The sequence below is a fragment of the Pseudomonas sp. PVC-5-1 genome (genome assembly GCF_057444345.1).
This window is the reverse complement of record NZ_CM172024.1, coordinates 466,146-485,368: the sequence shown is the minus strand read 5'-3', so window position 1 is coordinate 485,368 and position 19,223 is coordinate 466,146. Positions and strand designations below refer to the sequence as shown.

Genomic DNA, 19,223 nt, shown 5'->3' with positions numbered 1-19,223 from the left:
GGCTTGCCGGCGATGGGCTGCAACGCAGCCCCCAAAATTTGCTGTTCAACCCAGCTCTACAATCTCGTACCCGTGGGTAATCTCAACCCCGGCACGCTCGAGCATGATCGAAGCCGAGCAATACTTCTCCGCCGACAGCTCCACCGCACGCTTGACCTGGGCTTCCTTCAGCCCACGCCCCTTCACCACGAAGTTCATGTGGATCTTGGTAAACACCTTCGGGTCTTCGCTGGCACGCTCGGCCTCCAGGAACGCCTCGCAGCTTTCCACCGCCTGGCGCGACTTCTTCAGGATGCTGACCACGTCAAAGCTGCTGCAGCCACCCAGGCCCAGCAGCAGCATCTCCATCGGGCGCACGCCCAGGTTACGGCCACCGGCATCGGGCGGGCCGTCCATCACGACGACATGGCCGCTCCCCGATTCGCCGAGGAACATCGCCTCACCGGCCCACTGGATACGTGCCTTCATCTACCCGGACTCCTGATTTTCGGAAAAGGGTGTCAGCTTAGACCTTGTACGGCTGTGGGAAAAGCACGAGTCGTGTCGGTTTAGTACCGAAACATCCTGTAGTGTCTGATAAGCTGGCGCCAAATGACTGGCGCGTTCCGCCAGCCGACCTTTATAAAAAGCCTATGCGTCATATCGAACAGGATTTCGTGATGGTTGCTTCCGCCCTACCCGCCAAGATCAAGAACATCGACAAGCTGCTGGTGCACTGCCAGCGCCGTCGCTATACCGCAAAAAGCAACATCATCTGCGCCGGCGACCGGGCCGAGACACTGTCGTTCATCATCAAGGGTTCGGTCACCATCCTCATCGAGGACGATGACGGCCATGAAATGATCATCGCCTACCTCAACAATGGCGACTTCTTCGGCGAGCTGGGCCTGTTCGAACCAGTCGAAGGTGAACAGCAGCGCAGTGCCTGGGTGCGCGCCAAGACCGAATGCGAAGTGGCCGAAATCAGTTATGAGAAATTTCGCGAACTCGCGCGCCAAGACCCGGAAATCCTTTATGCCTTGGGCAGCCAGATGGCCCAGCGCCTGCGCAACACCACGCGCAAGGTCGGCGACCTGGCGTTCTTCGACGTTACCGGGCGTGTCGCACGTTGCCTGCTGGAGCTGTGCAAGCAACCCGACGCCATGACCCACCCCGATGGCATGCAGATCAAGATCACCCGTCAGGAAATCGGCCGCATCGTAGGATGCTCGAGGGAAATGGTCGGCCGCGTCCTCAAGGACCTTGAGGAACGCAGCCTGGTGCAGGTCAAAGGCAAGACCATGGTGGTCTACGGTACCCGCTAGTCTCTGGGCAGGTCGGTCAGCACCTTGGCATAGGCCTGCGACAGCCGCTCGAACCATGGGGCCGCGGGCGCCACTTCGTGCAGGGCGATGTGCGCATCGGCGCGGCAGCGCTGCTCCAGTTCGCAGCACTCATTGAAGCGGTTGACCGCAGCCACCATCGAATCACGCTCGTTGTCCAGCAGCAGCGCACCGTGCACCAGCACCACCGGGCGCTTTCCACCCAGCCCCTGGCGCCAGCGCTGGGCGGTGCCCACCAGTTTGCGGCCATTGAGGTTGACGTTGTAGCGGCCATCGCAGAAGGCACCGTCGATTTCGCCCACCGACGCCACCCCGCCCCACTCGCGCAGCACGTCGCATAGCGGCAGGCACAAGCGCTCGTAGGCGTTTTCGATACGGCCGTGGTCTCCTTCGCTGCGGGGGGCAACATAGACCAGGGCTACGTTCACCGTGGAGTGTGACTGCGGCACCGGTTCGCCGCCGGTTTCGCGCAGCAGCACCGGCCAGCCGGCAATCGCCAGCTCCGCGCAGGCGGCTTCGAAATTGTCCAGACGGCTCATGCGCCGGGGCATGACCAGGGCGTGGTCGGTCGGGCGCCAGAACAGCACGCCACTGTCGCACTCCCCGCGGCAGACGGCGGCCAGCAATTCCTGTTCGGCGTGCAGGCCTTGTTCTACGGTCAGGGCCAGGGGTTGATCGGTCATTGATCCACCTTTGATGTTGTTATTCAGGGCCTCTTCGCGGGCACGCCCGCTCCCACAGGGATTACCACAGACCCCGAGGGTGATGGAAAACCTGTGGGAGCGGGCGAGCCGAAGCGTCCGACCGCCGCGAAGGGGCCATTACAGACATACAAAAAAGCCGGCAATAACGCCGGCTTCATTTGATCAGTCCAGTTGCTGAACAGTCTTCTTCACCTGTTCCGGGAAGAACAACCGCTGCAGCTCCAGCCCCGGCTGCTCGGCGCGCATGAACGCCTCACCGACCAGGAAGGAGTAGACCTCATTGATCGCCATCAGCTCCACATCGGCCCGGTTCAAGATGCCGCTCTCGGTAATCGCCAGGCGATCACGCGGAATACGCGGCAGCAGGTCGAGGGTGGTTTCCAGGCTGACCTCGAAGGTGTGCAGGTTGCGGTTGTTCACCCCCACCAGCGGTGTATCCAGGGTTTTCAACGCGCGCTCCAGCTCATCGCCGTCGTGCACTTCCACCAGCACGTCGAGGCCGACATCCTTGGCCGTGGCCGCCAGTTCGGCCATCTTCACGTCATCCAGCGCCGACACGATCAGCAGTACACAGTCCGCGCCCAGGGCCCGGGCCTCGACGATCTGGTACGGGTCGACCATGAAGTCCTTGCGGATCACCGGCAGCGACACCGCCGCGCGGGCCTGCTGCAGGTACTCGTCGGCGCCCTGGAAGTAGTCCACATCGGTCAGCACCGACAGGCAAGTCGCCCCGCCCTTCTCGTAGCTGACGGCGATTTCCGCCGGCACGAAATGCTCGCGAATCACGCCCTTGCTCGGCGAGGCTTTCTTGATTTCGGCAATCACCGCCGGCTGCTTGCGCGCGGCTTGCTCGATCAGGGCCTTGGCAAAGCCACGCGGGGCGTCGGCAGCCTTGGCCAGGGCCTCCAGTTCGGCGAGGCTGACGCGCGCGCTGCGCTCGGCCACTTCCTGAAACTTGCGGGCAATGATCCTTTCCAGCACCGTCGGCACACTCATGCTTCGTTCTCCACCTTGAATACTGCAGTAAAGGCACCCAGCTCCTGCAGCTTCTCCCAGGCCAGCCCGGTGTGCAGTACGTCGTGGGCCAGTTCCACACCGGCTTTCAGGCTCATGGCATGGTCAGCGGCATACAGCGCCGCGCCCGCATTGAGCACGATCATCTCGGCGGCCTTCTGGCCGTTTTCGGTCTTGCGTCGGCCCAGTGCATCGCGGATCAGCTCCAGCGACGCCTGCGGGTTCTCGACGGCCAGGCCGTGCAGGCTCTGGCTCTTCATGCCTAGGTCTTCCGGCTCTACCCAGTATTCGGTGATTTCGCCATTCTTCAGTTCGGCGACGAAGGTCGGTGCAGCCAGGCTGAACTCGTCCAGGCCGTCTTTCGAGTGCACCACCAGCACGTGCTTGCTGCCCAGGCGCTGCAGCACTTCAGCCAACGGGCGGCATAGGGTCTGGGCGAATACACCGACCACCTGGTGCTTCACCCCGGCCGGGTTCGTAAGCGGGCCGAGCATGTTGAACAGGGTGCGCAGCCCCAGGTCGCGACGCGGGCCGGCTGCGTGCTTCATGGCCGAATGATGGCTTTGCGCGAACATGAAGCCGATGCCCAGGCTGTCGATGCAGCGGGCTACCTGGGTGGGCGTCAGGTTCAAGTAGATGCCGGCGGCTTCCAGCAGGTCGGCACTGCCGCTCTTGCCCGACACCGCCCGGTTACCATGCTTGGCCACAGTGCAACCTGCCGCCGCCAGGACAAACGACGAGGCGGTGGACACGTTGAAGATGTTGGCGCCATCACCGCCGGTACCAACGATATCGACCACGCCATCGAGGCTTTGCAGTTCGACCTTGTCAGCCAGCTCGCGCATCACCGACACCGCACCGACGATCTCGTCGATGCTTTCGCTCTTCATGCGCATGCCCATCAGGAAGGCGCCGATCTGCGCTTCGCTGCACTGGCCGGTCATGATCTGGCGCATGACGTCGCGCATTTCTTCGGTTGAAAGGTCCAGCTGGCCGACGATACGGCTCAACGCACTCTTGATATCCATGTTCGATCCTTAGCGGCGGCCGCCGGTCTGCTTGAGGAAGTTGGCGAACAGTTCGTGGCCCTGTTCGGTCAGGATCGACTCGGGGTGGAACTGCACCCCTTCGATATTCAGCGTCTTGTGGCGCAGGCCCATGATCTCGTCGACCGAACCGTCAGCATGGGCGGTCCAGGCGGTCACTTCCAGGCACTCGGGCAAGGTTTCGCGCTTTACCACCAGCGAGTGGTAACGGGTAACGGTCAACGGGTTGTTGAGGCCGGCGAACACGCCCAGGTCACGGTGATGTACCGGGCTGGTCTTGCCGTGCATCACCTGGCGGGCACGTACCACATCACCACCAAAGGCCTGGCCGATGGACTGGTGGCCCAGGCATACGCCAAGGATCGGCAGCTTGCCGGCAAAGTGCAGGATGGCCTCGATGGACACGCCCGCCTCGCTCGGCGTGCACGGGCCTGGAGATACGACGATGCGCTCGGGATTGAGGGCTTCGATCTGGGCGATGGTCATTTCGTCATTGCGAATGACCTTTACCTCGGCACCCAGCTCGCCAAGGTACTGAACGACGTTGTAAGTGAATGAGTCGTAATTGTCGATCATCAGTAACATCGGGTTAAACCTCTTGAATCTACTGACTTCAAAATTCGAACCTTCCTGCTTCTGCCAAAGGCGCAGCTTGGCCATTCAGGGGCGGTAGTCAGGAAGGCAAACGGGGGCGGGCCGGACGGGCCGGCAGGGGATAAAGTCAGGCGCGCCAACGCCAACGGGCGTGGGCCTTGATAACGCGCATCAAGAGTTTGCTGACGATCAACACAGGATAGGTCTCGCTCATACGTTCCGGCACAGTAGCCTACCGGGGCGACGGGCGCAATATGCCTGTAAACACGGGGAAACGAATGGACTTGGGAGGGATGCACTGCGATTTGCTAAGGTCGATGGGGTTGTCCTGATAAAAACAAAGAAAAGGATGTTCCCTGATGCGAAAAGCACCGCTATTGCGCTTTACCCTCGCCTCATTGACGTTAGCCTGCAGCCAGGCCTTCGCGGCACCCTCGCCCTACTCCAGCATGATCGTGTTTGGTGACAGCCTCAGCGACGCCGGGCAGTTTGGCGGGGTGCGCTTCACCAACCGCGATGCCAATGGCAGTTATGCTCCAGTGTCACCGATGATCCTGGGCGGGCGGCTTGGTGTGAGCCCGACCGAGCTTGGCCCCTCCACCTCCCCGGTCAATCCGGTGCTGGGCCTTCCCGACGGCAACAACTGGGCAGTCGGTGGCTACACCACCCAGCAGATCCTGGATTCGATCACCACTACCTCCGAGACCGTCATCCCGCCAGGGCGCCCCGACGCCGGGCAGGTACTGCGTGATAAACCGGGCTACCTGGCCAACGGCCTGCGCGCCGACCCCAACGCGTTGTATTACCTGACTGGCGGCGGCAATGACTTCCTGCAAGGCCTGGTCAACAGCCCGGCCGATGCCGTGGCCGCCGGCGCCCGCCTGGCCGCCAGCGCCCAGGCCCTGCAGCAAGGCGGTGCCCGCTACATCATGGTCTGGCTGCTGCCCGACCTCGGGCAGACACCGAACTTCAGCGGTACGCCGCAACAAAACCCGCTGTCGCTGCTGTCCGGCGCGTTCAACCAGTCCCTGCTCAGCCAGCTGGGGCAGATCGATGCCGAAATCATTCCGCTGAACATCCCCGTGCTGCTGAGCGAAGCGCTGGCCAGCCCCGAGCAGTTCGGCCTGGCCAGCGGCCAGAACCTGGTCGGCACCTGCTACAGCGGCGAAGGCTGTGTGGAAAATCCGGTGTACGGTATCAACGGCGCCACGCCAGACCCGACCAAGCTGCTGTTCAACGACTCGGTCCACCCGACCATAGCCGGCCAGCAACTGATTGCCGACTACGCCTATTCGATTATCGCCGCCCCCTGGGAACTGACCTTGCTTCCGGAAATGGCCCACGCCAGCCTGCGTGCCCACCAGGACGAACTGCGCAACCAGTGGCAGACACCCTGGCAGGCAGTTGGCCAGTGGCAAGCCTTCGTTGCCACCGGCGCCCAGGACCTGGACTTCGACGGCCAGCGCAGCGCGGCCAGCGGCGATGGCCGCGGCTACAACCTGACCCTGGGCGGCAGCTACCGCCTGAACGATGCATGGCGCCTGGGCCTGGCCGGTGGCGTGTACCGGCAGAAGCTGGAAGCCGGCGCACAGGATTCGGACTACAAGCTGGACAGCTACCTTGCCAGCGCCTTCGCCCAATACCGCCAGGACCGCTGGTGGGCCGACGCGGCGCTGACCGCCGGGCACCTGGACTACAGCGACCTCAAGCGCACCTTCGCCCTTGGCGTGAACGACCGCAGCGAAAAGGGCGATACCGATGGCGAGGCCTGGGCGGTGTCGGGGCGGCTGGGCTACAACCTGGCGGCCGAGAGCAGCAGCTGGCAGCTGGCGCCGTTCATCAGCGCCGACTATGCGCGGGTGAAGGTGGATGGTTATGACGAGAAAAGCGGGCGCTCGACGGCGCTGGGCTTCGATGATCAGGAACGTACATCACGCCGTTTGGGTGTGGGGTTGCTGGGCAGTGTGCAGGTGCTGCCGAGTACCCGGCTGTTCGCCGAGGTGGCGCAGGAGCATGAGTTCGAGGATGACCAGCAGGATGTGACGATGCACCTGACCAGCCTGCCGGCGAATGACTTCACCCTGACAGGGTATACGCCGCACAGCGACCTGACCCGGGCGAGCCTGGGGGTGAGCCATGAAGTGGTGGCGGGGGTGCATTTGCGCGGTAACTATAAATGGCGCAAGAGTGATGAATTGACGCAGCAGGGAGTGAGTTTGGGCGTCAGCGTCGACTTCTGAATTGATGGGGCCGCTTTGCGGCCCTTCGCGGGCTCGCCCGCTCCCACAGGTATTGCACAGGCCTTGCAGCATGTGATTTCCCTGTGGGAGCGGGCATGCCCGCGAAGGGCTGCAACGCAGCCCCGATCAACTTATTTGGCCGAAGTCTGCTCAGCCAACGCCACCGCGCGGAACATCGCCCGGCGCTTGTTGATGGTTTCTTCCCACTCCAGCGCCGGCACCGAGTCGGCAACGATGCCGCCCCCGGCCTGCACATGCAGCTCACCGCCCTTGATTACCGCGGTACGGATGGCAATGGCGGTATCCATGTTGCCGTTCCACGCGAAGTAACCGACGGCACCACCGTAAACCCCACGCTTGACCGGCTCCAGCTCGTCGATGATCTCCATCGCGCGAATCTTCGGTGCACCCGAAAGCGTACCGGCCGGCAGGATCGCCCGCAGTGCGTCCATCGCCGTCAGCCCTTCGCGCAGCTGGCCAGTGACGTTGGACACAATGTGCATCACGTTGGAGTAACGCTCGATCACCATCTTCTCGGTCAGGCGCACGCTGCCGGTCGAGGACACGCGACCGACGTCGTTACGGCCCAGGTCGATGAGCATCAGGTGCTCGGCAATTTCCTTGTCGTCCGACAGCAGGTCGTCTTCCAGCGCGCGGTCGGCCTCTTCGGTAGCACCACGCGGGCGGGTGCCGGCAATCGGGCGTACGGTGACCAGGTTGTCCTCGACGCGTACCAGCACCTCGGGCGAGCTGCCGACCACATGGAAGTCGCCAAAGTTGAAGAAGTACATGTACGGCGTCGGGTTGAAGCAGCGCAGCGCGCGGTACAGGTCGATAGGCGCCGCCTTGAAGTCGATCGACATGCGCTGCGACGGCACCACCTGCATGCAGTCACCAGCCAGGATGTATTCCTTGATGCGGCCGACGGCGTTCTCGTAATCCTCGCGGGTATAGCTGGAGCGGAATTCCGGCTCGGCAGCCTGCGGGCCACTCAGGTCCAGGCCACGGCGTGGAGTGATCGGCTGACGCAGGGTTTCCAGCAGGCCTTGCAGGCGTGCCTGGCCCTGTTCGAAAGCCTGCTCTTCAGCCGGGTCGACCAGCACGATCGCGTGCATCTTGCCCGCCAGGTTGTCGAACACCACCACCGCATCGGACACCATCAGCAGGATATCCGGCACACCCAGCGGGTCCGGGTTGGGGCTAGCGCCCAGGCGCTTTTCCACATAGCGCACGCAGTCGTAGCCGAAGTAGCCGACCAGGCCACCGTTGAAGCGCGGCAGGCCAGGGATATCGGCGACCTTGTAACGGTCCTTGAAGGTTTCGACGAAGGCCAGCGGGTCTTCGACATCGTGGCTTTCCACCTCCACGCCATCCTGCAGGATGCTGACGTGGTAGCCGTGCACACGCATCACGGTGCGCGACGGCAGGCCGATCATCGAGTAACGGCCCCATTTCTCGCCGCCCTGCACCGATTCGAGCAGGTACGAGTTGGGCTGGTCGGCCAGTTTCAGGTAGATCGACAGCGGCGTGTCAAAGTCGGCCAGGGTTTCGCAGGCCAGGGGAATGCGGTTGTAGCCGGCAGCGGCCAGGCGCAGGAATTCTTCGCGGGTCATGGGTAGCCTCGTGGCAAGCAGCAATAGGTCAGGCAAACGGACGGGCCGGCACGCGCCGGCAGGCTGAAGTCAGGCGCGCCAACGCCAACGGGCCAGGGCCTTGATGACTTTCATCCAGAATTTGCCGGTAACCGCCACGGTGGACTCTCTGTCTTGTGAGGCTTGAAGGTCCGCCAACGTTATCCCAGTGGCCGGGTCTGCGCAACCGGGCAGCAATGCACGCAGGTCGTCGATCACCAGGCTGGGGGATTCGTCGTGGATCGGCCGGCCATGGTTGTAGCCGTAGGTCAGGCCGACGCACTGCACGCCAGCCGCCTTGGCCGCCAGCACGTCACTGCGTGAATCGCCGACAAACAGCGACTGCTGCGGGGTGACACCGGCCATCTGCATGACGAACAGCAGCGCCGCAGGGTCGGGTTTTTTCTGCGGCAGGGTGTCGCCGCCGATGATCCAGCGGAAGTAGTTGCCGATCTTCATCTGGTCCAGCAGCGGGCCAACGAAGCGCTCGGGCTTGTTGGTGATCAGAGCCATCTCCACGCCCTGCTTGCGCAGCCAGCGCAGGGTGTCCTGCACACCGGGGTAGACCACGGTCAGTTCGTGGCTTTCGGCATAGGCGTCCATGAACAGCGCCAGCGCCTGGTCGGCCAGTGCATCTTCCACGGCAGCGTGGTCGATGCCACCGGCCAGCGCCCGGCGCACCAGCACCTGGGCACCGTTGCCCACCCAGTGGCGCACCGCCTCCAGGCCGGCAGGCGGGCGCCCCAGTTCGAGCAGCATGCGGTCCACGGCGGCGGCCAGGTCTGGCACGGAATCGATCAGGGTACCGTCCAGATCGAACATCACCAGCCTGGGCAGCGTCCCCGGGAACAGCTGCTCGAAGCCGCTCATGGGCGGGCCTGAGCCAGTTCGGCACGCATCCTGGCGATGACTTCCTGGTAGTCCGGGGCGTTGAAGATTGCCGAGCCGGCCACGAAGGTGTCGGCGCCAGCGGCAGCGATCTCGCGGATGTTGTTGACGTTGACGCCACCGTCGATTTCCAGGCGGATATCACGGCCGCTGGCGTCGATCAGCGCACGCGCCTCGCGCAGCTTGTCGAGGGTGCCAGGGATGAACTTCTGCCCGCCGAAGCCCGGGTTGACGCTCATCAGCAGCACCATGTCGATCTTGTCCATCACATACTTCAGGGCGTCCAGGCTGGTGGCCGGGTTGAACACCAGGCCCGCCTTGCAGCCACCATCCTTGATCAGCTGCAGCGAACGGTCGATGTGCTGCGAGGCTTCCGGGTGGAAGGTGATGTAGGTGGCACCAGCTTCGATGAAGTCGCCGATGATGCGGTCGACCGGGCTGACCATCAGGTGCACGTCGATCGGGGCGGTGACGCCGTACTTGCGCAGGGCGGTGCAGACCATCGGGCCGATGGTCAGGTTGGGGACGTAGTGGTTGTCCATGACATCGAAGTGGACGATGTCGGCACCCGCGGCCAATACCTTGTCGACGTCCTCGCCCAGTCGGGCGAAATCGGCGGAGAGAATGGAGGGGGCAATAGCGTAGGGCTGCATGGCGCACCTGTTGGCAGAATCACGGTGGCGCGCATTGTAACCCAGGGAAGCGGATGAAGGCTGATTAGCATCAACCTGTACCGACCTCTTCGCGTCTGTAGGAGCAGCCTTGTGCTGCGAAGAGGCCGGTAGGGCCGAAGAATAGCTTTTGTCTTACCGGCCTCTTCGCAGCACAAGGCTGCTCCTACAAGGGTAATGCGCAGGCCTTGAGCTACTAATCAAGTCGGCTGCTGGGTCCTCAGCTTCTCGCTACGCCCACGCAACCACTCCAGAGTCAGCAGCAACACTACCGAGAAGGCAATCAGCAAGGTCGCCGCCGCGGCAATGGTCGGGCTCAGGTTCTCGCGAATACCACTGAACATCTGTCGCGGCAGGGTTGCCTGCTCCGGCCCGGCCAGGAAAAGGGTCACCACTACTTCGTCAAACGACGTGGCAAAGGCGAACAACGCCCCCGAAATCACCCCGGGCGCGATCAACGGCAGGGTTACCCGGCGGAAAGTCAGCAGTGGCGAGGCGCCCAGGCTGGCTGCCGCACGCACCAAGTTGTAGTTGAAGCCCTGCAAGGTCGCCGACACGGTAATGATCACGAACGGCACGCCGAGTACCGCATGCACCAGAATCAGCGAGGTGAAGCTGTTGCCCATGCCCAGCGGGGCGAAGAACAGGTAGCTGGCCACACCGATGATCACCACCGGCACCACCATCGGCGAAATCACCAGCGCCATCACCAGCGACTTGCCCGGGAAGTCGCCACGGGTCAGGCCGATGGCCGCCAGGGTGCCGAACACCATGGCCAGCACCGTGGCTGCCGGGGCGACGATGATGCTGTTCTTCAAGGCCCGCATCCACTCGGCCGAACCGAAGAAGTCCTGGTACCACTGCAGCGAGAAGCCCTGCAGCGGGTACACCAGGAAACTGCCACTGTTGAACGACAGCGGCACTATCACCAGGACCGGCAGTATGAGGAACAGCAGGATCAAGCCGCAAAGAATGCGCAGGCTGTAGAACCACACCCGCTCCACGGGCGACATGTAAGGGCTCAGCATGACAAGGCTCCTCAGCTCAGGCGCAGGCGGCTGGCGCCGACCAGCCAGCTATAGATCAGGTACAACAGTACGGTCGCCAGCAGCAACAGCCCGCCAAGCGCGGTGGCCATGCCCCAGTTGATGCTGGTGTTGGTGTAGAAGGCCACGAAGTAGCTGACCATCTGGTCATTCGGGCTGCCCAGCAGTGCCGGGGTGATGTAGTAGCCGATGGCCAGAATGAACACCAGCAGGCAACCAGCGCCAACCCCGGCGTAGGTCTGCGGGAAGTAGACCCGCCAGAAACTGGCGAACGGGTGGCAGCCCAGCGAGATCGCCGCACGCATGTAGCTCGGCGAAATGCCCTTCATCACGCTGTACAGCGGCAGGATCATGAACGGCAACAGGATGTGCACCATCGAGATGTATACGCCGGTGCGGTTGAACACCAGTTCCAGCGGCTGGTCGATGATGCCCATGGCCATCAGCGCGCTGTTGATCAGGCCGCCCGACTGCAGCAGCACGATCCACGCCGCCACCCGCACCAGGATCGAGGTCCAGAACGGCAGCAGCACCAGAATCATCAGCAGGTTGCTCTGCCGGGTCGGCAGGTTGGCCAGCAGGTACGCCAGCGGGTAGGCCAGCACCAGGCAGATTGCGGTAATCACCACACCCATCCACAGGGTGCGGGCGAAGATGTCCAGGTAAATGGCCTGGTCCGGGGTGGCCTTGGCCAGTTCGCCAAGGTCATCGATACGGTGGTCGAGCGAAGCCAACAGGTAGAAAGAGGTGACCGTACTGGTGTTGCGGCGGATTGCCTGCCAGTAGGCCGGGTCGCCCCAACGCTCGTCGAGAGCCTGCAAGGCATCTTTATACGAAGCGGGTTCGCTCTTGAACGGCAGCGCCCGCGCGGTCTTGGCCAACAGGCTGCGGTAACCGGCAAGCTCCATGTTCAGGCGCTTGGAAAGGTCGCCCAAGGTCTGGTTCTTGCGCGATTCGGCCAAATCCTGGCTCAACGCCCTGTAAACGTCCTCGCCCGGCAGGCTCTTGCCATCCCACTGGGTGATGACGCCAACGGTGCGCGGCAAGCCGCCAACCACTTCCGGGTTGCCGACGCTCTTGTACAGCAGCGCCGCAATAGGCACCAGGAACACCAGCAGGAGAAACAGCGCCAGCGGCGCGATCAACGCCTGCGCCTTCCAGCGGTTGACCCGCTCGGCATGCTTGAGGCGCTGCTTGAGACTTGGACCTGCGCCTTCTTTGAGGGGCACTGCAATGGCCATGGCGAACTCCGCGATACGAACTGAAAATGGGGCTGCTGCGCAGCCCATCGCAGGCAAGCCAGCTCCTACAGATACTGCGCTGGCTCCAGGGCAGCGGCCCCCTGTGGGAGCTGGCTTGCCGGCGATGGGCCGCAAAGCGGCCCCCTACACTGGTCGTTTACTTCTTCGCCGCCCAGGCGTTGAAGCGCTGCTCCAGCTGCTCGCTGTTGTCGGCCCAGAAGGCCACATCGATCTGCACCTGGTTGGCGATGTTTTCAGGCGTGGTCGGCATGTCCTTCTTCACCGTGTCCGACAGCAGGCTCACGGCCTTGGAATTGGCCGGGCCATAGGCGATGTTCTCGGAGTAGGTCTTCTGCTGCTCTGGCTGCACGCTGAAGGCGATGAATTTTTTCGCTTCCTCGACATCCTTGGCACCTTTCGGGATGGCCCAGGCATCGAAGTCGTAGATGCCGCCGTTCCACACCACCTTCAGGTTGCTCTCTTTCTGCACCGCAGCGATGCGGCCGTTGTAGGCAGAGCTCATGACCACGTCACCCGAGGCCAGGTACTGCGGCGGCTGGGCGCCGGCTTCCCACCACTGGATACTTGGCTTGAGTTCGTCGAGCTTCTTGAAGGCGCGGTCCACGCCCTCTTTGGTGCCCAGCACCTGGTACACATCCTTCGGCGCCACACCGTCGGCCATCAGGGCGAATTCCAGGGTGTACTTGGCGCCCTTGCGCAGGCCGCGCTTACCCGGGAATTTCTTGGTATCCCAGAAATCGGCCCAGCTGGTCGGTGCGGTCTTCAGCTTGTCGGCGTTGTAGGCCAGTACCGTGGACCATACGAAGAAGCCAACACCACATGGCTGAATGGCACCCGGCACATAGTCGGCCTCATTACCGAACAGGGCCGGGTCGAGTTCTTCGAACATGCCCTCGTCACAGCCACGGGCCAACTCTGGCGACTCCACTTCCACCAGGTTCCACGACACGCTCTTGGTGTCGACCATGGCTTTGACCTTGGCCATCTCGCCGTTGTACTCGCCCGCGATGATCTTGCCCTTGCCGGCCTTTTCCCACGGTTCGTAGAACGCCTTCACCTGGGCCGCCTTGTTGGCACCACCAAACGAGACAACAGTCAGGTCTGCGGCCATGGCCTGGCCAGCGGCGAACAGCCCCAGGGCCAGGGCGGTCAGTTTCAACTGCTTGCGCATTATTATTCTCTCCACAGTACAGGGTTGGTGAAGCAATCCATCAATGGGCTTCGGCAATCGGATCGAGCGCGCGGGCGTGCTCCACCTCCCAGCCCAGCGGTACCACATCGCCCACGGCCAGGGCCGGGTCGAGCTCGGCAATCGGCTGTTTCACGAAGAAGTCGCCCTTGCCGCAAACTTCCAGGCGCACCCGCACGTGGTCGCCCAGGTAAATGAATTCGGCCACCCGGCCCGAGAAGCGGTTCACGCAGCTCTCGCTGTGGCCGTTCAGGCGCACGCGCTCTGGGCGGATCGACAGGGTCACCGGCTCGCCGGCCTGGCCGACATTCACCGCCAGCGCCTCGACCCGCTCGCCACGTGGCAACTGCACCTGGCAGCGCTTGCCATCACTGGCCAGCAAAGTGCCGTTGATGCGGTTGTTCTCGCCGATGAAGTTGGCGACGAAGGTGTTGCAGGGTTCTTCGTACAGCGTGCGTGGGTCGGCGATCTGCTGGATTTCACCCTGGTGGAACACGGCCACCCGGTCGGACATGGTCAGCGCTTCGCCCTGGTCGTGGGTCACGTACACCACGGTCACGCCCAGGCGCTGGTGGATGTGCTTGATCTCCATCTGCATGTGCTCGCGCAGCTGCTTGTCCAGCGCGCCCAGCGGTTCGTCCATCAGCACCAGCTGCGGCTCGAACACCAGTGCCCGGGCCAGGGCCACACGCTGCTGCTGGCCGCCGGACAGCTGGCCGGGGTAACGCTTGGCGAAGGCATCGAGCTGGACCATGTTCAGCACCCGCTTGACCCGCTCGCTGATGTCGGTCTTGCTCAGGTTGCGCACGGTCAGCGGGAAGGCCAGGTTCTCGGCCACGGTCATGTGCGGGAACAGCGCGTAGTTCTGGAACACCATGCCGATGTCGCGCTTGTGCGGCGGCACGTTGTTGATCGAGCGCCCGGCCAGCTGGATTTCACCGGCGGTGGGGGTTTCGAAGCCGGCCAGCATCATCAGGCTGGTGGTCTTGCCCGAGCCGGACGGGCCAAGCAGGGTGAGGAACTCGCCCTTGCGAATATCCAGGTTGAGGTCTTTGACGATCAGCGACTCGCCGTCGTAGCTCTTCTGCACACCACGGAAGCTGACCAGCGTTTCGCTGGTTGCAGCGTTCGACTTCGCCTCGCTCATGCCTGCACCTTCTTGTTGGATGACTGCGTAGGCATAGACTAGACAAGCGGCAAGCGCCGGAAAATCGGGGGTGCTGAGAGAATACCATCATCCGGATGGAAGATTTGTTGTAGGGATTCCCCTACAAAGATGGCGGGTTTGGAATGCTCATCCGAGCCACCCGCCCAACCTGTGGGAGCGGGCATGCCCGCGAAGGGGCCGGTTCAGCCATAGAGATCGGCAGGTCAGGCCCTTTCGCGGGCACGCCCGCTCCCACAGGGACCTCGGCAAGTTCCGAGAACAGGCATGTCGCAATCAGACCAGCTTGTGCTCCATGGCGTACTTCACCAGCTCAGCCAGCGAGTTCACTTTCAGCTTCTGCATCAGGCGCGCCTTGTGGGTGCTGATGGTCTTGCTCGACAGCGCCAGCTGCTGGGCGATGTCGTTGACGTTGGCGCCCTGGGCCAGGCGTTCGAACACCGAAAACTCCCGCTCGGACAGCAGCGTGTGCAACGGCCGCGACTCCGTCAGGCCCACTTCGAAGACCATGCGGTCGGCCAGCGCCGGGTCGATATAGCGCCCGCCAGCGGCAACCCGGCGAATCGCGGTCAGCAACAACGCTGGGTCGCTGTCCTTGGTGGCATAGCCCGCCGCTCCGGCCTTCAGCGCCCGCGCCGCCATCTGCGCTTCATCGTGCATCGACAGCATCAGGATCGCCGGGGCGTCCTGCAACGCGCGGATTCGCGGAATCGCCTCCAGGCCATTCACGCCTGGCATCGAGATATCCAGCAGTACCACCTCGCACGGGGTGTGGCGCAAGGTTTCCAGCAACTGCTCGCCGTTTCCGGCCTCCCCCGCCACCTGCATGTCCTTGGCCAGGCCAATCAACTGCTTGATACCCTCACGGACAATGGTGTGGTCTTCGGCCACCAGCACTCGAATCACGATCGCTCTCCTACTCCAACGGTATGGCCACGCTCAGGCTGGTGCCTTCGCCCGGTTCACTGTCCAGCGCCATGCTGCCGCCCAGCATCAGCACCCGCTCACGTACCCCTACCAGGCCGAACGAGGTGGGCCGAGGCTGGTCGCGGCAAAAGCCCTGGCCGTCATCGCTGACGGTCATGCGCAATTGCCCGTGCTCACGCACCAGTTCGATCTCCACGCTATGCGCCTGGGCATGGCGCATCACGTTGGTCAGCGCCTCCTGGAGGATACGGAACAGCCCGATGGCCTTGGCATCGCTCAATGCTGGCAGATTATCCGGTACTTGCACCAGGCAGGGGATTTGCGTGCGTGCTTCAAAGCGCCGCGCCTGCCATTCAATGGCCGAGGCGATGCCGGCATCGAGAATCGGAGGACGCAAGGCAGTGGCTACGTCGCGCACCAGCTGGAACAGCTGGGCGATCAGGCGCTTCATGCTGGCCAGCCGCTCGTTCAGCCCCGGGTCCAGCTCGGCGAAGGCCAGCTCGCACATCGACACTTCCAGCTTGAGCACGGTCAGCATCTGCCCCAGTTCATCGTGCACTTCTCGGGCGATGCGGGCTTTTTCTTCCTCACGCACGCTTTCCAGGTGGGCCGACAGTTCGCGCAGCTGCTCCTGGGACCTGGCCAGCGCCAACTCGGCCCGCTTGCCCTGAGTGATGTCCCAAACCACACCGTCCCATACCACCCGGCCGTTACCCAGGCGCCGGGTACTGGCTTTGATGTCGGCCCAGCGCTGTTCACCCTGGCGAGTGAGGATGCGCCCCTGCCATGACCAGTCCTGGTCGCTGGCCAAGGCCAGGTCCTGCACCCGGTGGTAATCGGCACGGTCCTCAGGGTGCACCAGGTTGCGCAGGCCCATCTGCGGGTCCTGGATCTCACTGGGCGAATAGCCCACCAAGGCCTCGCTGCCTTCGCTGATATAGGGGAATTCCAGGTCGCCCTCGGCCGGGTCGCGCTCCAGGCGGAACACCAGCCCCGGCACGTTGCCGGCAATGCCCTTGAGCCGCGCCTCGCTTTCGCGCAGGGCCGCCAGGGCGCGGTAGCGCTCGGTGACATCGGCGAGGTACACCACCAGGTACTCGGAGTCACGAAAGCGCAGAAAACTCAGCGACAGCTCGACCGGCAACAGGCTGCGGTCAGCCCGGCGGCACTGCGTCTCGAACTGACCAACACCGCCCGCCCCGGTACGTGCGCCCTTCCACAGCTCCAGCCAGCGATCCATGGTCAGGCTGGGTTCAAAGTCGCTCAGCGGCCGCTCCAGCAGTGCGCCTTCGCCGTAGCCCAGCATGCGCTCGGCGGCATGGTTGGCGTAGCGTACGTGGCTGTCCCAGTTGACCCAGAGGATGCCCACCGTGCTCTGGTCGATGGCAAACTGACTCAGGCGCAACGCTTCTTCGCGCACTTGCCGCTCCACAAGACTTTCGCGCGTGGCCAACAGGCTGCGCTCCAGCTGGCGCTGTTGCCGACGCTGCCACACCAGGGTGGCCAGCGCGCACAACAGCAGCAAGCCGAACAGCAGTGCCAGGTTCTTCCAGAATCCTGTCGACTCGCTCAAGCGTGGGTACTTTGGCTGCAGCCAACGCTGGTGCAGTTGCTCCAGTTCCTTGGCTGGCAGCGCCTGCAGGCCACGCTCCAGCACATCAGCCAGCAGCGGCCAGTCGCGCCGCGAACCGATGCGCAACAGTTGCGGCAGGCCGATATCGCCGACCACAGCCAGCTCGCCGAACTCGCTTTCGCGCGACAGGCGGCTGAGCTGGGCTTCATCCAGCACGGCGAAACTGGCCTGGCTACCCACCACCAATTGCAGGGCCTCGCGCTCGTTGGGTACCCCTTGCAGGTTGAGGTTGCTGTAGTTACCGCGCAGGTAGTCCGCCAGCTGGCTGGGCATGCGCACCGCCACCCGCTGCTCGGCTCCGAGCGTTTCCAGTTCCACGGCCATCGTCCCGGTGCGCGGCCCCACCACCAGTTGCGGCACGCGCATGTATGGGTCGCTGAACAGCCACAGACGCAGGCTGGCGGGGGTCTGGGTAAGCCCCGGGGCAAAGTCGATTTCGCCGGCCTGGAGGGCATGCTCGAGGCTGGCCTGGTCGGCGAAGTTGCGCCAGGTAAGGTCCAGCCGCAGCGCCTGCGCCAGGCTGCTCACCAGTTCCACGTTGGCCCCGTACAGCTGCTGCAGGCGCCGGTCGAACTGAGCGTAAGGCGCCTGCAACACCAGGCCGACACGCAGACTGCGGTGTGTATCCAGCCATTGCTGCTGGGCCGGTTCCAGGGCAACCGTGGGCACCGCTTCGGGCCTGGCCAATGCAATCAAGGGCAGCCAAAAGCAGCCGATAACCAACAGGCGACGCACTCGCTTCATCTACACGCTCGTCTTGGCAAAGCGGCCATGCAGCATGGCCGTCACGGGCAAATACCATTAGGCTGCCGGTATCATTCTGGCCCCGGGTTGACTCATGTCCACACTTTATCGCACGACGCTGGCAATGTGCTGCCTGGCCTCGATCCTTCCACTCGGCGCCCTGGCCGCCGATGCCGAAAAACCATCCACCACCACCGAGGCACCCGTTGCCCAAGCTCCTCGCCCGCCGCTGCTGGAACGCAGCCAGGAGGATGCCCAGGCACTTGAACGGCTGGCGCCCAAGGCCGAACAGCAGACCCTTCAGGCCGGTGCCGACAGTTTCCTGGCCTTGTGGAAACCGGCCAACGACAGCGATCCACAGGGCGCGGTCATCATCGTCCCGGGGGCTGGCGAAACGGCTGACTGGCCAAACGCGGTCGGCCCGCTGCGGCAAAAGTTCCCCGATATCGGCTGGCACAGCCTGAGCATCAGCCTGCCCGACCTGCTCGCCGACAGCCCGCAGGCGCGGGTCGAGGCCAAGCCGGCTGCCGAGCCGCAGCCAGACAAGGGCGAAAGCGCCCCGGCCAAGGACGTACCAGCCGATGCCAATGCCAACGTCGCCCAGGCTACCGCAGCCGATGCCGACACCGCAGAGAGCACTGACGCCAAACAGGCCAGCGAACAAACCGACCCAGCCGATGCCGAGCGCATTTTCGCCCGCCTGGATGCTGCGGTGACCTTTGCCCAGCAGCACAACGCCCGCAGCATCGTGCTGATCGGCCATGGCAGCGGCGCATATTGGGCGGCCCGCTACCTGAGCGAGAAACGGCCACCGCAGGTGCAGAAACTGGTGATGGTTGCCGCGCAGACACCGGCGCGGGTGGAGCATGACCTGGAAAGCCTGGCGCCAACCTTGAAAGTGCCGACTGCCGACATCTACTACGCCACCCGCAGCAGTGACCGCAATGCAGCCGCACAGCGCCTGCAGGCCAGCAAGCGGCAGAAGGACAGCCAGTACCGACAGTTGTCGCTAATTGCGATGCCGGGGAACAAGGCGGCCGAGCAGGAGCAACTGTTCCGCCGGGTGCGGGGGTGGATGAGTCCGCAGGGGTAAGGTTTGCCATGATGGCCCTGTCGCCGGCATGCCAGCTCCCATAGGTACGCCACA

Annotated in this window: 17 protein-coding genes; 3 read left to right on the top strand and 14 right to left on the bottom strand. The window is 63.6% G+C overall.

Features of this window, described 5'->3' with window-relative positions; genetic code table 11:
- Positions 1–45 precede the first annotated feature (45 nt).
- Positions 46–468, bottom strand: a complete 423-nt coding sequence (locus tag AC2T3R_RS02090; protein WP_410952078.1) for an OsmC family protein — start codon at positions 466–468, stop codon at positions 46–48.
- 191 nt (positions 469–659) lie between these two features.
- On the opposite strand from AC2T3R_RS02090, the gene crp reads away from it, so the two are divergent.
- A complete protein-coding gene (crp, locus tag AC2T3R_RS02085) occupies positions 660–1,304 on the top strand; it encodes a cAMP-activated global transcriptional regulator CRP (protein WP_012270218.1) in 645 nt (214 codons plus the stop codon).
- Here the strand turns inward: crp and AC2T3R_RS02080 are convergent.
- The 4 genes from AC2T3R_RS02080 to AC2T3R_RS02065 form a co-directional block, all read right to left on the bottom strand.
- Positions 1,301–2,005, bottom strand: coding sequence for a lipoate--protein ligase family protein (locus AC2T3R_RS02080; RefSeq protein WP_410952079.1), 705 nt, complete (start codon positions 2,003–2,005; stop codon positions 1,301–1,303). The two genes, crp and AC2T3R_RS02080, sit on opposite strands and share 4 nt — an antisense overlap.
- A gap of 183 nt (positions 2,006–2,188) precedes the next feature.
- Entirely contained in the window at positions 2,189–3,022 is an 834-nt protein-coding gene (gene trpC, locus AC2T3R_RS02075; RefSeq protein ID WP_410952080.1) for an indole-3-glycerol phosphate synthase TrpC, read from the bottom strand.
- Entirely contained in the window at positions 3,019–4,068 is a 1,050-nt protein-coding gene (gene trpD, locus AC2T3R_RS02070) for an anthranilate phosphoribosyltransferase (protein ID WP_013970609.1), read from the bottom strand. The genes trpC and trpD overlap by 4 nt, the downstream gene beginning before the upstream one ends.
- A 9-nt stretch (positions 4,069–4,077) precedes the next feature.
- Positions 4,078–4,671 carry an aminodeoxychorismate/anthranilate synthase component II gene (locus AC2T3R_RS02065; RefSeq protein WP_003259809.1) on the bottom strand — a complete coding sequence of 198 codons (594 nt, stop codon included), beginning with the start codon at positions 4,669–4,671 and terminating at the stop codon, positions 4,078–4,080.
- 368 nt (positions 4,672–5,039) lie between these two features.
- Between AC2T3R_RS02065 and estP the strand changes: the two genes are divergently transcribed.
- The gene (gene estP / locus AC2T3R_RS02060) at positions 5,040–6,920 is read left to right on the top strand and encodes an esterase EstP (RefSeq protein ID WP_486744585.1); all 1,881 of its coding nucleotides are present in this window, start codon (positions 5,040–5,042) and stop codon (positions 6,918–6,920) included.
- A gap of 131 nt (positions 6,921–7,051) precedes the next feature.
- Here estP and trpE read toward each other — a convergent pair whose 3' ends face one another.
- From trpE to AC2T3R_RS02015, 9 genes are all read right to left on the bottom strand, one after another.
- A complete protein-coding gene (gene trpE, locus AC2T3R_RS02055; protein WP_410952082.1) occupies positions 7,052–8,533 on the bottom strand; it encodes an anthranilate synthase component I in 1,482 nt (493 codons plus the stop codon).
- A 69-nt stretch (positions 8,534–8,602) separates the two neighbouring features.
- Positions 8,603–9,421: a phosphoglycolate phosphatase gene (locus tag AC2T3R_RS02050; RefSeq protein WP_013970605.1), complete on the bottom strand. Its 819-nt coding sequence runs from the start codon at positions 9,419–9,421 to the stop codon at positions 8,603–8,605.
- A complete protein-coding gene (rpe, locus tag AC2T3R_RS02045) occupies positions 9,418–10,092 on the bottom strand; it encodes a ribulose-phosphate 3-epimerase (protein ID WP_003260678.1) in 675 nt (224 codons plus the stop codon). The genes AC2T3R_RS02050 and rpe overlap by 4 nt, the downstream gene beginning before the upstream one ends.
- Positions 10,093–10,310: 218 nt before the next feature.
- Positions 10,311–11,138 (bottom strand): ABC transporter permease, encoded by an 828-nt coding sequence (locus AC2T3R_RS02040; protein ID WP_015268731.1) that lies wholly within the window; start codon positions 11,136–11,138, stop codon positions 10,311–10,313.
- Between the two features lie 11 nt (positions 11,139–11,149).
- Complete coding sequence (locus AC2T3R_RS02035; RefSeq protein ID WP_409279812.1) at positions 11,150–12,397, bottom strand: ABC transporter permease; 1,248 nt, start codon at positions 12,395–12,397, stop codon at positions 11,150–11,152.
- Positions 12,398–12,554: 157 nt separating this feature from the next.
- Positions 12,555–13,589: an ABC transporter substrate-binding protein gene (locus tag AC2T3R_RS02030; RefSeq protein ID WP_410952083.1), complete on the bottom strand. Its 1,035-nt coding sequence runs from the start codon at positions 13,587–13,589 to the stop codon at positions 12,555–12,557.
- Positions 13,590–13,629: 40 nt separating this feature from the next.
- Positions 13,630–14,754 (bottom strand): ABC transporter ATP-binding protein, encoded by a 1,125-nt coding sequence (locus AC2T3R_RS02025; RefSeq protein ID WP_012270208.1) that lies wholly within the window; start codon positions 14,752–14,754, stop codon positions 13,630–13,632.
- Positions 14,755–15,048: 294 nt separating this feature from the next.
- Positions 15,049–15,681, bottom strand: coding sequence for a response regulator (locus AC2T3R_RS02020; protein ID WP_169774891.1), 633 nt, complete (start codon positions 15,679–15,681; stop codon positions 15,049–15,051).
- A 7-nt stretch (positions 15,682–15,688) separates the two neighbouring features.
- On the bottom strand, positions 15,689–18,076 hold the full coding sequence (locus tag AC2T3R_RS02015; RefSeq protein ID WP_486744584.1) for a PAS domain-containing sensor histidine kinase: 2,388 nt from the start codon (positions 18,074–18,076) through the stop codon (positions 15,689–15,691).
- Between the two features lie 94 nt (positions 18,077–18,170).
- On the opposite strand from AC2T3R_RS02015, the gene AC2T3R_RS02010 reads away from it, so the two are divergent.
- On the top strand, positions 18,171–19,169 hold the full coding sequence (locus AC2T3R_RS02010; protein WP_486744583.1) for an alpha/beta hydrolase family protein: 999 nt from the start codon (positions 18,171–18,173) through the stop codon (positions 19,167–19,169).
- The last annotated feature ends 54 nt before the right edge of the window (positions 19,170–19,223 follow it).